Origin of the sequence: Singulisphaera chitinilytica, assembly GCF_049331405.1 — a bacterium.
Classification (GTDB): Bacteria; Planctomycetota; Planctomycetia; order Isosphaerales; family Isosphaeraceae; genus PoT.
Window position 1 is genome coordinate 1,558,737 of record NZ_CP186274.1, and the last position, 15,408, is coordinate 1,574,144.

10 protein-coding genes are annotated in these 15,408 nt (G+C 60.0%); 6 read left to right on the forward strand and 4 right to left on the reverse strand.

What is annotated here, in order from left to right:
- The first annotated feature begins 8 nt into the window (after window positions 1-8).
- From ACOYYX_RS06100 to ACOYYX_RS06120, 5 genes are read left to right on the forward strand one after another with little or no spacing between them, the layout of a single operon-like run.
- Window positions 9-2,729 carry a hypothetical protein gene (locus ACOYYX_RS06100; protein WP_422929043.1) on the forward strand — a complete coding sequence of 907 codons (2,721 nt, stop codon included), beginning with the start codon at window positions 9-11 and terminating at the stop codon, window positions 2,727-2,729.
- A 22-nt stretch (window positions 2,730-2,751) separates the two neighbouring features.
- Window positions 2,752-5,214 (forward strand): hypothetical protein, encoded by a 2,463-nt coding sequence (locus ACOYYX_RS06105; RefSeq protein WP_422929044.1) that lies wholly within the window; start codon window positions 2,752-2,754, stop codon window positions 5,212-5,214.
- Entirely contained in the window at window positions 5,214-5,357 is a 144-nt protein-coding gene (locus ACOYYX_RS06110) for a hypothetical protein (RefSeq protein WP_422929045.1), read from the forward strand. The genes ACOYYX_RS06105 and ACOYYX_RS06110 overlap by 1 nt, the downstream gene beginning before the upstream one ends.
- Window positions 5,354-5,965 (forward strand): hypothetical protein, encoded by a 612-nt coding sequence (locus ACOYYX_RS06115; protein WP_422929046.1) that lies wholly within the window; start codon window positions 5,354-5,356, stop codon window positions 5,963-5,965. The genes ACOYYX_RS06110 and ACOYYX_RS06115 overlap by 4 nt, the downstream gene beginning before the upstream one ends.
- Window positions 5,966-5,967: 2 nt before the next feature.
- Complete coding sequence (locus ACOYYX_RS06120; RefSeq protein ID WP_422929047.1) at window positions 5,968-6,222, forward strand: hypothetical protein; 255 nt, start codon at window positions 5,968-5,970, stop codon at window positions 6,220-6,222.
- A 1,838-nt stretch (window positions 6,223-8,060) separates the two neighbouring features.
- Here ACOYYX_RS06120 and ACOYYX_RS06125 read toward each other — a convergent pair.
- From ACOYYX_RS06125 to ACOYYX_RS06140, 4 genes are all read right to left on the reverse strand, one after another.
- The gene (locus ACOYYX_RS06125; protein WP_422929048.1) at window positions 8,061-10,538 is read right to left on the reverse strand and encodes a formylglycine-generating enzyme family protein; all 2,478 of its coding nucleotides are present in this window, start codon (window positions 10,536-10,538) and stop codon (window positions 8,061-8,063) included.
- On the reverse strand, window positions 10,528-11,991 hold the full coding sequence (locus tag ACOYYX_RS06130; protein ID WP_422929049.1) for a lipase/acyltransferase domain-containing protein: 1,464 nt from the start codon (window positions 11,989-11,991) through the stop codon (window positions 10,528-10,530). The genes ACOYYX_RS06125 and ACOYYX_RS06130 overlap by 11 nt, the downstream gene beginning before the upstream one ends.
- A 740-nt stretch (window positions 11,992-12,731) precedes the next feature.
- Window positions 12,732-13,076 (reverse strand): hypothetical protein, encoded by a 345-nt coding sequence (locus tag ACOYYX_RS06135; protein WP_422929050.1) that lies wholly within the window; start codon window positions 13,074-13,076, stop codon window positions 12,732-12,734.
- Window positions 13,077-13,222: 146 nt separating this feature from the next.
- Window positions 13,223-13,453: a hypothetical protein gene (locus ACOYYX_RS06140; protein ID WP_422929051.1), complete on the reverse strand. Its 231-nt coding sequence runs from the start codon at window positions 13,451-13,453 to the stop codon at window positions 13,223-13,225.
- A gap of 651 nt (window positions 13,454-14,104) precedes the next feature.
- On the opposite strand from ACOYYX_RS06140, the gene ACOYYX_RS06145 reads away from it, so the two are divergent.
- Window positions 14,105-15,376, forward strand: coding sequence for a hypothetical protein (locus ACOYYX_RS06145; protein ID WP_422929052.1), 1,272 nt, complete (start codon window positions 14,105-14,107; stop codon window positions 15,374-15,376).
- The last annotated feature ends 32 nt before the right edge of the window (window positions 15,377-15,408 follow it).

Below are 15,408 nucleotides of genomic sequence, written 5' to 3' on the forward strand. Positions count from 1 at the left end.
CGTTTCTCATGTCGTTCAACGGCGCGACGCGGGCGGAGATCGTCCTCAGCGTGCGCGGCGAGGGTGAAGGCACCCTCGACCGCGCACGCATGGAGGTGGCCAGGCTCAAGGACGAGCTGGCCAAGCTGACCGAGGCCTTCAAGTCGGGGGCCATCGCACCGGAGGAGTATCACCGGACGGTGACCAAGATCCAGACTCCCTTGAACGCCTTCACCAAGCTGGTGAAGGACCTGGAGGGGGCGATCCGGACCCAGACGGCGGCCATGGGGGAGGCGATCTCCCACGGCAACGCCTGGGGCGGCATGATCCAGCGCTCCAAGCAGGTGATGGGCGAATTCGCCGGCTCGCTCAACTCCGGGCGCTCGGTGTACGAGGCGGCCCGCCAGGAGATGGCCAGGCTTCAGGGGGAGATCGATAAGGTCTCGAATGCCTTCGCCAACGGCAAGATCGCACCCGAGGAATTCAGCCGGCAATACAACTCGCTCACGTCCCAGCTCCGCAACTTCACCCGCGTCTCGAACGAGGGCAATGCCGCGATGAAGGAGCAGGCGGCGGCGATGGGCCAATCCAGGTCCGCCGCGGCGAACGCAAACACGGCCTGGGCGGCGATGCTCAACACGGGCGGGAGCATCGTCTCGACCCTGAAGAACGAAGCCCACATGTTCAACACGGTGGGCGTCGAGGTCAACAAGATCGGCCAGTCGCCGGCGCTGAAGAACTTCTATCGGGACATCGAGGCCACGAACCAGAAGATCAAGGAGCAGACGGCCGCCATGCGGCAATCGGCCGCGTCCGGCGCCGATTGGAACACCGTGCAGCTCACGATGATGAATGCCGGCGGGAACCTCTCGAAGGAGCTCGAGAGGGAGGCCCACATGTTCCAGGCGATGGGCGTCGAAGCGAAGCACATCGGCAGGACGTCGGCCCTGATGGCCCAGATGAAGAACGAAACCAAGAATGCTAGCCAGGGTATGACCGGCCTCAGCTACGCGATGCTCCACGTGAGCCACGGCGTCCAGGACTTGCAGTACGGCTGGGGTGCGTTCGTCAACAACATCCCCCTGATCGTCACCAGCCTCGGCGGCGGCCCAGGGCTCGCCGGCGCCCTCATGATCATCGGCACCGGCATCAATATCTTGATGCCCCAGATCAAGGAATTCGCCCGATCAGTGGGCCTCATCGAGGACCCGGGGAAACGGGCGGCGGGCACGCTCAAGGACATGGAGGACAGGCTAAAAAGGCTCCAGGATAAGCCGTACAAGCTCGCGGTGGATTACAAGGCGATCGACGACGCCACGAAGCAGGTGGAGATCCTGGAGGCGCGGATCGCCGCGGCCAAGAATGCGGCCCAGGCCAGGACGACGCTCCAGGAGGAATCGGCGAAGATCGTCAAGGATGTGATCGTCGACCTCGGCGGCGCCACGGACACCGTGAGCGGCGAGCAGAATGTTCACAGGATCATGCGTTCCGCGATGATCGACGCCGGCGGCGGCATCGAGAAGATCTTCGAGAAGGACCCCGAGTCGCCCAAGCTCAAGGCGGCGAGGGAGCGGCGAGATTCGCTGCAAAAGGACCTGGACGAGCACAGGGTCCCCGAAGAAGCCATGTTCATGCACATGGAGGAGCTCAAGAGCAGCAAGGCCGAGATCGCCAGGATCCAGGAGAATTTCAGCAAGCGCATGGATACGTTCGTCGAGAGCGAGCTCGGCGGGGCGTTGAGGGGCGAGGGCGCCTCGGTCAGCTTCATGCTCGACCTCTTCGACAACTATGAGGAGAAGTTCACGAAAGGCGACCCCGCAAAGGGGATGCAGCCCGTGGATCCCCTCTTCCGGCTCTCGCTCGAGGAGGCGCTACCCTCCAAGGTCAAGGAGGCCAGGAAGGACAAGGCGTACTATGCACGTCAGAAGGATATGCATGACCTGAACAAAGATTTGGACACGAAGAAGAAGCGAGAGGCCGCGCAGGTCGATCAGACGCTCGACTTCGAACAGGCCGATTTGGACCGCGATAACACGGAGTATTCGAACCGGCGCGAGGCGGCCGTCCGCCATTTCCAGACGCAGTTCCACACCGCGATGAAGAAGGAGGGCTCGCTCCCCGATGCGATCCGGCGCGACATCGCGGCCGGGAAGAAGCACGACAAGATCATGGAGAAGCACTTACCCAAGGTTAAGAAGAGCATCGAGAACGCGGATGTCCTCGAGACGGGGTGGATCACCGACGACGTCGCACGAGGCCTGATGACGCAGTTCATCCAGGAAGTCTCGGCCCAGAACGCGGCGGCCGACCCGAATCAGGAGGTGGGAGCCAATGAGATCCTGAATGCGGCGGATGCGAAGCAGCAAGCGAAGATCGCCAAGGCGTTGAAGGCCGAGGGGAACCGGAATCAGAACGCCCAAAGGCGAGCCGCGCGGGACGCCAAGGCCAACGATGAGAAGATGCTCGCCGAGGACATCTTCAATAAGTCATTCCAGATGACGGGGACGCAGTTCACTCCCGAGGCGGCCCAGACCGCGGCACACCACGCAATGCAGATGGTCCAGCGTGGCCACAATCTGAATCAGGCCGCGTTCATGTCGATGATCAACGTCCTGAACTCGATCGCCCACGATCAGGCCCAGGCCAACCAGGGGTGGGACAATATCCAGAACGGGTTCCAGATTCTCCAGGCCCAGCAGGCGCGGGCCCGCCAGCGTCAGCCGGCGATCATCCAGCCGTTCCCCCAGTAGTGGTGAACCATAAGGACATGACATGGCGATCACGACGGTACTGACGATCAACGGCACGCCCTACACGGCCTCGCAGCGCGCGGCGGCCGGGATCGTCCCCTCCGAGCTCGCCCGCGTGCTCGACGGCGGATATGACTCCTTCGCCTTCGCGGAGCTCTCGCTCGAGCCCTGGCCGACGTTCAACACGGGGATGCCGGTCTCGGTCACGATCAACGGCACGGTCCGGTTCCAGGGTCGCATCACCGACGTCCAATCGGGCGGGTCCGCGATGGGCTGGGCCCACGGCTATACCGCGCTGGGGCTCCGCTATCTGGCGGATTGGGTCCCCGTCACGGCCGTCGACGGGACGGGCACCCAGACCTATAACCGGACGCCCGAGGACGATTACGCGGTCCCCAGCGACGTCGGCTTGACCGTGGGGGAGATCATCTCCCGGATCCTCCTCGTCGTCGGCACGGCCCAGGCCCTCAACGCCGTGAACGTGGGGAATTACACCGGCCTCCCCTCGGCCCCCTCGCTGCCGGCCGCCACCGTCGCCGACCTGGCCTTGCTGGACGTCGTCCCCCCGTCACCCGTCACCCTCTGCGGCGAGGGCATCTTCAACCAGCTCGCCCAGCTCGTGGAGCGCTGGCACCCGACGAACGCGCTCGAGATCGAGCCCGATGGGACGATCCGTTGCAAGAACATGCGGGATACGGCCGTGTTCGTCCCCGCGACGATCACCCTCCCGGGTCCGGGCGGCCCCGCGGATCCCGTCACCTGGCCTTCCGTGCGGAAGTCGACCCAGGATTGCGCCACGCGGCTCGTGATGCGGGGCGGCCCCGACGTCGCGGTCATCTTCCTCAGCCTGGCCGATGGCACGCTCGCCGAGGTCTTCACCACCTCGGACAAATCAACCTGGACGCTCTACGACTTCACCCAGCCGAATGGGGCGGTCGACTTCGGGACCGTCACGGCCGTCACCAGCACGTCCGTCACGGTCCAATCCTCGGATCCGGCCGTGCACTGGGTCACGAACTTCTGGAGCAACGCGGAGGCCTGGATCACCCTCACCGACACGGCCGCCACCGGGATCAACGTCTCCGAGGCCCGCATCGTCACCTCGAACACGGCCATGACCGCGGGGGGGACCGCAACGCTCACGTGGGATAACACCTGGCCCATCACGGCGACGAGCTACGACAAATACCGCGTCGTCGGCAAGACGGGCGGCCTCATCAACACCTGGCGCGACTACACCCCGCGCGAGCCCTCCACCGGGGCCACCGGGCTCAACACCTGGGTGGGCTCGCACCTCGTGGTCAGGGCCCCCTATCCCGTCCAGTGGGCCAACGCCACGACGTCCAGGGCGATGTATTACCCCTCGGCCATGGTCTGCGGCAACACGGTGCCCGTGTCCGTCCCGGCGACGATCCAGCCGGTACCCTCCGAGGGGATCTTCCGGTTCCAGCAGCCCACAGTATGCGTCTTCGGCCAGACGTCCACGCTCGAATCCGGCTCCCCCACGACGATCGCGGACGGCCTCCCCAGCGACGTCCAGATACTCGCGCTCTACTCGCGCGGGCCCCTCAGCGTCACGGTCCCGGCGGACGTCGGGGGCGTCCCCCAATACGAGGGGACGGCGTACACCGAGGACGGCATCGAGCAGACGCGCTACATGGATTACGGCGCCTGGATCCAGAAGAACGACGGGGCATCCTTCGCGACGCTCGCTCAAAAGCACCTCGACTCGATCAAGAACACGGTCTACGAAGGCACCATCGATTGGCTCGTGGACTCCTCGTTGCCGTCGTGGGACTGGCTCTCGTTCGAGACCTCGCTCGACATCGCGATCAACGGCGCCTCGTCCCCTTGGTCCGGCATCAACGCCCCGATCCGCTCCGTGAGGTTGACGTGGAGCTCGAGCCCCCAGGGCTTCACCCACCGCATCTCCCTCGGCTTCTCCACCCGCATGAAGCCGTTCTCGGGAGATGACCTCTACGTCCACCCCCAGTTCTCGACGAACAACATGTTCCAGGCGCTCGGCAACGACTCGGGCCAGTTCGCCCACGCCACCAGCCTGTTCGGCATGATGCACAACGGAGGCATGTCGGGGATGGCCGAGGGTCGCAACAACTTCACGGCCGCGTTCGGCCGCGCGAGCGGTCAGAGGGGGATCGCGGATCCGGGCAACTTCGGCGGCGGCGACATGGGCCGATGGGGCGGCAACATGGAGAACCTCGGGACCGATCCGGGGAGGTATGGTTCCAATATGAACAACCTCGAAGGCCTGCTCATGCAGCCGAAGAACGGGGAGAACATCACGCCCCAGGATATCGCGAATACCGGCCTCCTCTCGCCGATGCGGCAATCCCAGGGCAGGCCCAGGCTCAAGGGCAAGGCGCCCAAGGAAAAGCCCTTCGTCCCCGTGGAAGAGAAGAAGCCGGAACTCAAGGTCGACATGCCCGAGCTCGATTTCGACGGCCAAGCCAAAGCGGAGGAGTGATGGACGCCTATGAGCAGAGGTTGAGGCAGCTCGAGAACCGCATCCGCGAGCTCGAGCTCCTCATCAAGCAACTGATGCAAAAGCAGGGGGCGGCAAGCTCCGCCTTCTATCAAGCCGTCCCGGGGACCGGACCACAGCAATGACCCGATCAGCCTACGAGTCCCGCCTCCGCCGCGCCGAGGAGTCGCTCCGGCTCCTCGAGTTCAACGCCAGGAAGGCGTCCGATGAGATCGGCAAGTTCGCCCAGGACGTGGCACTGTTCAACCCCGGTTGGGGCTACGGGCAGGAGACGACGAGCATCCATACCGGCTTGTGCGGGAATCCCTTCCCCCTCACCCTCTACGCCTACAACCCTTTGATGTCCCGGACCCAGCTCGACTGGGACAACGCGGAGCAAGCGTGGCTCGGCTGCGGCACATTCACCAACATCATGCCGTTCTACTTCATGGCCAACTCGACGTGCACCGCCATCTCACCGGCCGGCGCGACGTCTCAGGCGGTGATCCGGTTCCAGAAGGACGGGTACCTCGCGATCTTCTACCTCAGATGCCCGAGCATCCCTCCCTTCTCCGGCCCCGGGGCCTGCATGGCCGAGGCGAGCTGCCCGGCCTCGCTGGGGGGCATGACGCCCTTCGGCCCTAACACATTCGGCGGCCCCATACCGCCGAGCGCCGTCTCTTGCTCGCCGATCTCGGTCCGCTATGACTTCAGCTTCCTCAACTCCACGTCAACCACGATCAAGGATGTGTGACCATGCTGACGACGACCAAGCTCCAAGAGGCCAGGGAGCACGCGCGAATCATGTCCCTCCGCTTCCCCAAGGAAGTGCGGAGGGACGTGCTCTTCTCGCTCCTGACGAAGATGGGTTTCTCGATCCCTCATTGCTCCAGGTGTTATGAAGTCCCCGTGGGAGAGGTCAGGGGCTCGGTCGAGAGGGGCAATCAAATCCTTGCCTCGGCGATCAAGCTCGGCCGGGTCAAAGCGTCTGACTTGAGATTCTCTCGCTAGAACCTCGGCATGCGTTGCGGGGCGAGCATCATGAGGAGGGCATACCCCAGGATGGGGCTTATAATCAGAACGAACAAGAGAAGGTAAAATATCCATTTCGCCCAGCCCGCCAGATTGTCCAAGAGCTCGAGCTGTTTCTGCATGGTCTTGAGCATCGTCTTGAGCTGCAAATCCCGCCTTTCGCCCTTTACGCCCCACTTCAAGCAGGATTAGTTCGGAATCGTTCACATTCGAGTTCATGTTTTATGCGATGTTGCGGTTGCCTTCGAGCAACACCGCTACCTTGGAGCCGTAAATCGAGGTAGCGAATTCCTGAAGCTATAGCAACATCACACTCGGCCGAAGGAAGGCCATCTGATTTCGCGCCCGGCCCTCGGCGTCGCCTCAACAAGTGGCCGGAGCATTAGGAACTGGAACACGGACCGTCTGTCGACCTATGGGGAAGTGGTGAGCCAAAGCGGTGAGATTCGCCTGACGGTCGCCCGGCATTTCTACGCGAAGTAGGCACGTGACGACGACGGGGAGGGTGTGTGCGAGGTGCACAGCAACACATTGGAGGGCAACTGGACGGGCCTGAGGTACTTCCTGCGCCCGCGGAGTCAACGAGGAATATCTGCAGCAGTACGTGGCGATCTATCAGTGGAGCTACATCTTCAAGCGAGTGTTCGGTGAGTTCATCCGGGCTTTGCTCAGTGTTAAAGATCTCATTAAATAAACATGTTGGATCGTTTAGGTGAGTGCTGGCCGACTGCATAACTAGTGGCCAGCACTGCCTAATGTGATCGTTGTGCCGCAATTAGATATGCGTGATTGGTTGCGTCACTGGTCGTCTTGGTTGGTTGTCGTTGCGACTAAAAAGCAGACGCCCAACGAAGTTGACGGGAACCTGTTATGCTTATACGTCGAGTTGATGCGGATTCTGCTTCATCGAGTGGAGCCGGAGGATGCTGGAGTAGCCTGAAATGTGGGGAAAGGTGTAGTCCGATTAATCTGACCAGCCGTAAAAGCGAAATCGGCCGTCACGGTGAGATTGTAAAGCTGGATGGCGAGGTCTCTCCGGCTGAAAGTCGCGCTGTTGGCTGAATTTGCAGCTCTAGAAAGATCGTCCAGACGTGCCGCTATTACCGACCCTATTGGGGCTTGGGGTGCTGGTAACACCTTTGGGACTTGTTGATAGACCCAAACCGGACGGCAAACGAGCATACACTCGTAATGCATCTTGCCGAAATGGCCTCTCTTGAGAACCCATTGGTACTCATAGCGGTTTTGGAGGACCCAATGCCCTTGCAGGATAGGGCCAGTGCTGACGGGTGGAGCTAGGGTATTCGTCTCGTCTTGCGGCGAAGGGAGAACCCTTTCCGAGGTAAATCTCTCGGATGAGGTACTAGAGGAGATCTGGTTCCTTAAGAATGCTAGGACATTATCTATGGTTGTCTGGCTTGGACTGTCCCGAGTGGTTTGGTCTTGTGAAAATACGATGGCTTCCATAGCCGAGACCGCATCAGGGAAAGATTGGACGACCTGAGCCTCGGCGGTCACACCAATTGAAAACAGTAACGTACATAAAGCTGGTACACATAATCTCATCATGTTGCATGTCTCCCGAGAAGTTTTGGAACTAATTTCAGGCTAAGACGCAAGGCATATTAGATTACCCAAACGGATTTTACAAGCATTGTCTGCTTAGTTTTCGCATTTGTCCTAAATAGGATTGTCTTTTGTATGTAGCCACTTAATTGCTCTGACTTAGAATCGACGGATCCCTGAACGATCCGCGGCCGGCCTCGGCCCCATCGCCAGGGCCAGAGCAGCTACGGATCGTTCAGGAGAGATTGGGGTCATGGCTCAACCTGCGGCGTTGAATTGCCGGGCGGAAATTGATCCACGGTCCGTGCCAGCCGAAAACCCAGGCGGGGGCTGTCGAATGGCTTATATTGGGGGCGGTGTTCGCGGCGGAAGGCGGACCATGCTATGGAGTTGTTCACGTCCGATGGCCTGCTTCGGATCGTGCGCTCGTAGGAGCTGGAAGGGGCAACAGTGCGGATCGCGTTTAAAGACTCGACGTTAACGGATGCCGTCGGGTAATCGACGCGGCTTGCATCTTCGGGACACTCCCCCTCCGCGAGGTTTGGGAAATCAATCCAATTGTCGTCGCACCATTCGGCTGCCCCACCGTGCATGTCGAAAAATCCAAAGTCATTCGGTCGACGTGTCGCCACCGGGATCGCCGACGTTTCACGACTGGCGTAGCGGTCAATCAGTTCTTCGTCGCTGCCGAAGGCAAACCGCGCGAGCGAATTCGCGCGGCATGCATACTCCCATTCTGCCTCTGTGGGATGGCGGAAGCCCGTCTTTTTTAGGTGTCCTCCTCCTGGAACCACCGGGAAGATCATACGTCTTTCTGCATTGGGCGCCTCGATGCGATAGCAGTCGTCCTCAGTTCCGACGATCATGCGGTTGCAGAATTCGGCGACCTGGTCCCAAGTGACACTGGTCTTCGCGGCGTCTCTGGGGGAACCGAGTGCAGTATCGGGCATGACTGCGGCAAATTGTTCCCGAGTTATTTCTGTCATGGCGATCACGAATGCCCGGGGGAGCCTAACGCATCGTGGGACGTATGGTGATCCTCCTCGATCCTCCAGCCGAATGCCGCGGTTGCCCATTATCACCCTCTGGCCTTCAGGGAGGTAAATGAACGTGATCCCTGTCGGCTTGTCGACATACCAGTGGTGTTTCGTCTTGTCCTTTCCCTGAAGTCGGCTCGCACCCGTTTCCCTCAGGGCATTCGACCACTCGGTCAGTGTGGTGTCACCCGCTCTGGCGATTCGTTTCAGGATCCAGTACGCGGCCGCATGCACACCGGGATCGTCATCTTCCATGTAATACGGTTTGAGTCGTTCGCGGAGCTTTACTGGGTCGGAGAAGTCGGCTGCCCCGTAATCGCCTAAGCAAAGGATCAGAGCCCGGCGCAAAGAGTCGCTGCCTGTGTTGGCGGCAGGTAGCCAGGAGAGGGTCACACTCGCAAGAACACCGGATGCTGCAGTATCGCGAATTGCGAACGAGCGGGCCTGCGGTTCACAGGGTCCCTCGCCTAAATCCAATACTCGGCGGAGTGCGGCCCCTTGATCCCCGAGATGGTATAAACCCACGGCTGCTCGAGCGTGTTCGCGGGCCAAGCGGACGGCCTCATCATCGTCGTCGGCTCTAGGGACGTATGAGTGGAGGAAGCTTTTTAGACGACCTCGGCAAGAGCTTTGGACACGCCACCCAGCCTCGGAAGCGATCGCGTGGACTTGGCTGATCCCGACACTGCTGCGAAGTTGATCGGCAAGTTGCGCGGCACTCTGCTCGATGGCTAGGTAACTGGAGGCGGCCCAGATGCCGATCGCGGCGGCGAGCATCGCAGCGGCTGCGGCCCATCGCACCACGCGACGTCGCCAGGCCTGGCTGTAATCGCCCGGCCCCCTTATCTGGTACGGATCCACGCCTAGGCGATGCGCGGCCTCGACGTTCAGCCCGAACTGGAGCGGCCGCGTGGCGGTTTCGAGCTGCCGCCGACCCGCTGTTAAAGCCATTTCGAATGTCAAGAAACCATTCGCGTCTCGGCCCGCGCACTCGGGATACCTGGCCGCGTCTTCCGGAGTCGCGGCGTTCATCCGCGTAAAGCCGGTACACTCAACAGCAATCATGTCCCCTGAGTCGACCCAGTCGATCATGTGAGACGGATCGCCACGCAATATGCCCATCAGCAACGGATTACTTTCACCTTCCTCACCGACCCCCTGATAGGCCCGAAATTTCCAATATTCGTCGACCGAGAACCCGAGCGAGACCAGGGCAAATGCGTGGCCCTTGAGTACAACTACGATTGGTAAGAGTCGGTACCCCAGACATAGCCCGGCGAAGAGCACGGCGAGGTCCAGGCAAGTGCCTTCCCGGGGGGCTTCCAGAATCTCGCCCGGCTCACGGATCCGCTGGGTCGACTCGGCCCAGTTTAGTTTCTCGATGGCGTAGCGGGTCGGGAAATCTCGCGATCGGAGCGCCTGATAAATCGCCTCGGCCAGTTTCTTGCGATCCGCTGGATTTGTAGCCGGGACGGGCGGCACGTTCGGGTCTATGATCGCGACCCAGGATTTCGCTTCGATCGTGACATAGCGGGCCAAGCCGATCTGATCGATCTTGGACCAAGGAGGCCAATCGGCCCGAGGTTGATAGCGCCACAGTCGTTTAAGCAGAGCGAACGTACCAGATTCATCGCGAGCGCTGCTTAACGATGCGTCGATATTTTGGCCTTGGTTCGTCGTGTCATTGGCCATCGACGACATCCTTTCCGACCACTTCAAAGACGTCGTGGACCGGCCGCGCGCCTGTCGACCCGGGGGCGGATACCTCGACGCGATAGACACCTGGCACAATGTTTGGGACCACGGCCGTCCAGCCGTCCGACGCTTTGTCTCGCACGAACGTCGCTGCAATTGGCCCCGATACTGGCTTAACGATCGGGTTGACAGGCCAGATGCTTCCCACAGGCGGCTCCGGGTCCGCGTCGGGTGTCACGCGGACCCGGAGCGTGACAGGCTCATCGGCAATATAAAGGTCGTCCAGCCCGAGCGAGACCGCTGGCTGACTGGCGGAGCCGATGCCTGACTCGGGGCCTCGAATGTTCCCCATGCCCTCGGCCCGCTGCAGTTCCTCGATCTTGGCGCAGAGATGTACGAGCAGGTCATCGTGGTTCTGTAAGGAGGCATGGCGCTCGGCATAGAACACCTCACGCTGTTTCTCCGAGAGTTCGATGGGCGTGGCGGAGAGGCGGGGAACGGTTCCGTCGCCCTGGGAAAGTATGGGATCGTACGCCTCCGGAAGAGCCTCAGAGACGGTCAGTACACCCCCCTCAAAGTTGGCAGATTGTAGAGTGGGCTGGTTGATTCCGACAAGAGGAAATATAAGCATATTGTCGTAAAATTCCTCTTGTTTGTTTTTCTCGATGGCCTCGTCGATCTCGTGGTGGAACTTCAAAGCATCCTTGGCCATTGCAAAGTCCAAGTTGGGGAGGTTCTCGGTTTCTGCCGGCCTCTGGAAACTGTTTCCCACCTTGACAGCCTCGTAACGCGGCAACAGCTGATACGAGGAGGGGAACGACCTTATCGTGTCGGTGAGGTTGCCCAGAAACGAGAACCCCTTGTACCCGTTGGCCAGATAGCCCAAAGCGTCGAGAGATCCTCGGTATGGGGTCCCGAGAGTAATCAGGGCGCGGCAGTCGAGCCAACCGCCAAGAACCTCGAGGTAATAGCGGGAAACTATCCCACCCATGCTATGGCCGACGAGGATTGTCTTTGCCTTCGGAGAGACCTTACGCCATTCCTGGAGCTTGCGGTCAATCCGGTCTTTTAGGGCCGCCGCCGACACGCGATTGTCCCGTCGCCAGTCATAGGGGAACTCCAACAGGTTGCCGGCCGTGCCGTCTGGCAGCATTACGATCTGGAATGCTGCTTTCAGTTTGTTGATCAGTTTGGTGTAGCCGTCAATCTTGATCAACCCGGGAATAAGGCGGGCATCGGGGATAAGGCGGGTCGCCACTACGCCGTCACCCAGGTCGGGCTTGCCCGTTTCGCGGTTGATTTTGAGCGACCTAATAGAATCGCCGCCGGTTAGCAATCCCCGCCCGATTGCGCCGACCGATGGGGACCATACCTCCCGTCCGTCTTTCTCTAGCACGCTCCCGCTAATCCCCGGCAGAACGACGACAAGATTCTTCAGTTGGGTCGACATAAGAGATTCCCCATGTCTATACCGGAGTTCCCCAGATGCGAATCATCTCAGAGGTAAGGCGTACGCCAGGTATAGGTTGGGCAGAATTTAACACTAAACACATTGGGCTTTCAAGAAAGATGTGAAAATGATCGGAGTGATACTGCCGTCTGAGGGCCAAACGAATGATCGAGAAGCTGGTACCAGATAAGGCCGTTGCCATGCTTGCGAACAAGAGCCGTGAGATTGCCGTTCGGCTGTTCGTCAGTGCGAAGCCGGTCGAAACAGACAGGGCTTGAGCCATGGTCAGGCCCGGGATTTAAAGTGGACTGGCATCGTTGACCCCGGCATCCATGCCACTGCATTGCTCAGAAAATTACTCCAATTGGGCGTCGATCTCGAGACAGTTCGGCCTCGCACCGGGGGCGGCCCGCTCCAGCATAGGCGAGGCCAGGCCCATTTTCATGGCCTCTGTGAGCCGCGAAGCGGCATGACGACTCTCCGCAACTTGAAGTGTGCGGTCGGTTGAGATGTGGCGAGTCGAGGGTGCTCGAGCAGGACGCGGACGCCGTACTTATCGCGATGCTCGAAGGGCCGTGGGGAGAACGCGAAGGCTGGGTCTTCAGGAAGGACGTACGGCTGCCGTCCGGCAGGTGAGATCGATTCGCCGGCCGCCGATCAGTCGTAACCCCGCGGGCGGCAATCGCCTTCCCTCCCTCGACTCTCGACTAGAAACGGAGCGGCTTGCGACCTACCGGTGCCTATGCGGACCAGTTGCTCTCCGCCTTCGATTCATAGGCGACGGCGTCCTCGAACGGGATTACCTCGCCGCAATTGCCGCACCGATAGAGGATGGGGCCGGGCCCCTCGCCGGCCGGGAAGTGCGGCCTGCCCATGGATGCCCCGCACTTCGTGCATGTTCTCGACCGGAACTCGCCGAGGGCCCAGCCGATGAACGCTCCCATGAGGACGAGGTACACCATGAATCCGGTGGGCTTGCTGTCGGGCATGGGGAAGACGTATCGGATCTCTACCCAGAGCGTGAGCGCGATCAGCAATCCGACGATGGCCCCTCGGCTCATTCCTTTCAGGCCTATACGGTCCATGGACGTGCCTCCGATCACGGAAGAGTCTGGGGGGATGGACGCCACCTCCCAATGTAGGCGATTGCGAAGCTTGGGGCGTGGAGTGCCGGTGATTAGATGGGGAGGGTAGACATTCTGCTCGCATGCATGTGGGCGGCTTACCACTCCTAACCACGGGCACGCACGGGCCTCGCGTTCGGGATCCCTAGCCTTGTCGCCCAGGCCTCGACTTCCTCGGCGGTGCGAAACAGCCTGGCATGCTCACGACGATCGGTCGCGAACGTGTCGAACTTCGGGCTGTACGCCATCCACGCCCAGAGCGTGAGACCATCCTTGGTGATCTCTGCCGTCCACTCGCGCGAGCCAAATACTTCGGCCCGTCTCTCCGCTCGGGTCATTATCGCTCCCATCCTTCTTTTGTGCGGCAGGCTTCATAGCTTGCAGAAAAGCCGTTGAGAGGGACACTGCAATCGGGAAGCCGTGGCAGGCGGTCGCTGGATTGACAAGCTAAGCATGACGCCGTCCGTTTATGCTGCACTTGCCTACCGCGGTCGGCTGTCGCTCCACGGGCCATCGGTACGGCCAACCTCGATCACGCCGGACAAGCGAGCGGTTATCCCAAGGAACCGACCGGCGAATATCGAAGGCCTGGCAGCCCGTCATTTTTGAGTTGCGGACGGCAATCCGATAGGTTCTCCTCAGTCAGTAGCCCCCCTCAGGAAGTCGCCACGAAGACGTGTCGGGCGACGATCACCGACGAGGAACGCCATGGGCTACACGACCTCATCTCCGACGGACAGCCCGGCGACTGGAAGCCGACACACGACGCATATGCCTCAGGGGAGACGCCTTGGATGTCGGGCCTGCCTCCGAAGCAAGTCAATCAGGTGCTTGATTCAAATCAGACGAAATTATTAACTGTTTGCGTGATCATTATTTTAATTCCAGGCATGATGGGCCGTTAAAACGTTTGGCGAAGCATTGTGATCGTCCTGCGTGATCTGTGTCGCGTGGCCTCGAAATCGGCTCGGATTTCGAAAGAGGACTATATGAAGACCATACTGATTCGCCGAGTGGACCTCGTGATCGCCGTTCTAGCCCTGAATTTCGGAATTTCTTCGTTACATCAAGTCAGGGCTGAAGATTGGTTAACGCCTGAAGAATCGCGTTTTTTCAAGATGTTCGGATATAGGATTTTGAAGGACAGTCGCTGGAACACCGTCAGACCCGATTTTCGGCATCTTCCGGCACTTGCGGCGGAGTTCCCAAACCCACTGTCGGAACGAATGAAGAGCATGCTCCGCGCCATCCGAGAGGCAAACCCGAGCGACGACGAGCTCTCGAGGATCCAGGTACTATCAAAGTTCCTCGCCACCCCGGACCAAAATACGGTCCTTCGCATGCGAAATGCGATGAGCGGCGGTTTAATCGGCATGATGTTCGGGGCTGACGAAAGTGCGTTTGCCAGAGGAATGACCGACTCCGCGTTGAAAGTCCTTAATGACCAGAACGTGAGGCAAGCCGAAGCGATTGAAGAGATAAATCGGATCATAGAGTCCTATCAAGTGCGAGCGCATGATGCTTCTCGGATATGGACCGACTCCGTTAAAGCGATCATCGATGAAGTTTGTACAGAACGCGGCGCCCTCGACGGCGAGCGGGTCGACATGAAGATTGTTTCTACTAAAAAAGGGCTATGTCTGGAATTGACAGCGGTCAATCAAGACTTGGTGAGTCCGGTTGTCGTGATCGAGATCGCGAGAAAGCCCATTGAAACGGGCCGTTTAACCTTCTCGGAGAATCGCCCACCCGAGCGGGAGAGGCTGACTCCGCCACCATTGCAAGACCTAGTATTGATACCCCAAGTGCTGAAGCCGAAGCATCCGGTATTGATCGGGCTAGGCGTGCCGTCCGCGTTTACCTCGGCAATCGAGAAGATTGGTGTACGAGTGATATGCGAAGATGAGTGGATCGATGTCGACGAAGTGGCGCCGGGCAAGAGGACGATTCTCGAAAAAGAGCCGGCCAAGAATCCGGCGGAATCGCCAAAGAGCCCGGATCGTCCAGACCCATTCAAACCCGGGGGAATCGTGCTCCTCAAGAATGGCACGGGCAAGGTGATGGGGAAGAGTCTGAGCAATTATCTCGAGTATGAATTGGAGAACGGGACGAGGGCATTGATCGTGCAGAATTCACGGAACGGCTCTGTCGGAGTAAAGATACTTCAGGGGAAGCTCAAAGGAGTCACCTTGAAGGTCCCGGTAGCGGATTTAGTTCAGTCCCCATCAGATGATGAAAATCGCGTCGGGGATGTTCAATAGGCAGGAACTGCACTCTTTCCAAAACGTCCCCG

What these genes read in the sequence shown, in the direction of transcription:
- ACOYYX_RS06100 (WP_422929043.1), top strand. Translation starts at nt 9, where the DNA reads ATGTCGTTCAACGGCGCGACGCGGGCGGAGATCGTCCTCAGCGTGCGC.
- ACOYYX_RS06105 (WP_422929044.1), top strand. Translation starts at nt 2,752, where the DNA reads ATGGCGATCACGACGGTACTGACGATCAACGGCACGCCCTACACGGCC.
- ACOYYX_RS06110 (WP_422929045.1), top strand. Translation starts at nt 5,214, where the DNA reads ATGGACGCCTATGAGCAGAGGTTGAGGCAGCTCGAGAACCGCATCCGC.
- ACOYYX_RS06115 (WP_422929046.1), top strand. Translation starts at nt 5,354, where the DNA reads ATGACCCGATCAGCCTACGAGTCCCGCCTCCGCCGCGCCGAGGAGTCG.
- ACOYYX_RS06120 (WP_422929047.1), top strand. Translation starts at nt 5,968, where the DNA reads ATGCTGACGACGACCAAGCTCCAAGAGGCCAGGGAGCACGCGCGAATC.
- ACOYYX_RS06125 (WP_422929048.1), bottom strand. Translation starts at nt 10,538, where the DNA reads ATGGCCAATGACACGACGAACCAAGGCCAAAATATCGACGCATCGTTA.
- ACOYYX_RS06130 (WP_422929049.1), bottom strand. Translation starts at nt 11,991, where the DNA reads ATGTCGACCCAACTGAAGAATCTTGTCGTCGTTCTGCCGGGGATTAGC.
- ACOYYX_RS06135 (WP_422929050.1), bottom strand. Translation starts at nt 13,076, where the DNA reads ATGGACCGTATAGGCCTGAAAGGAATGAGCCGAGGGGCCATCGTCGGA.
- ACOYYX_RS06140 (WP_422929051.1), bottom strand. Translation starts at nt 13,453, where the DNA reads ATGACCCGAGCGGAGAGACGGGCCGAAGTATTTGGCTCGCGCGAGTGG.
- ACOYYX_RS06145 (WP_422929052.1), top strand. Translation starts at nt 14,105, where the DNA reads ATGAAGACCATACTGATTCGCCGAGTGGACCTCGTGATCGCCGTTCTA.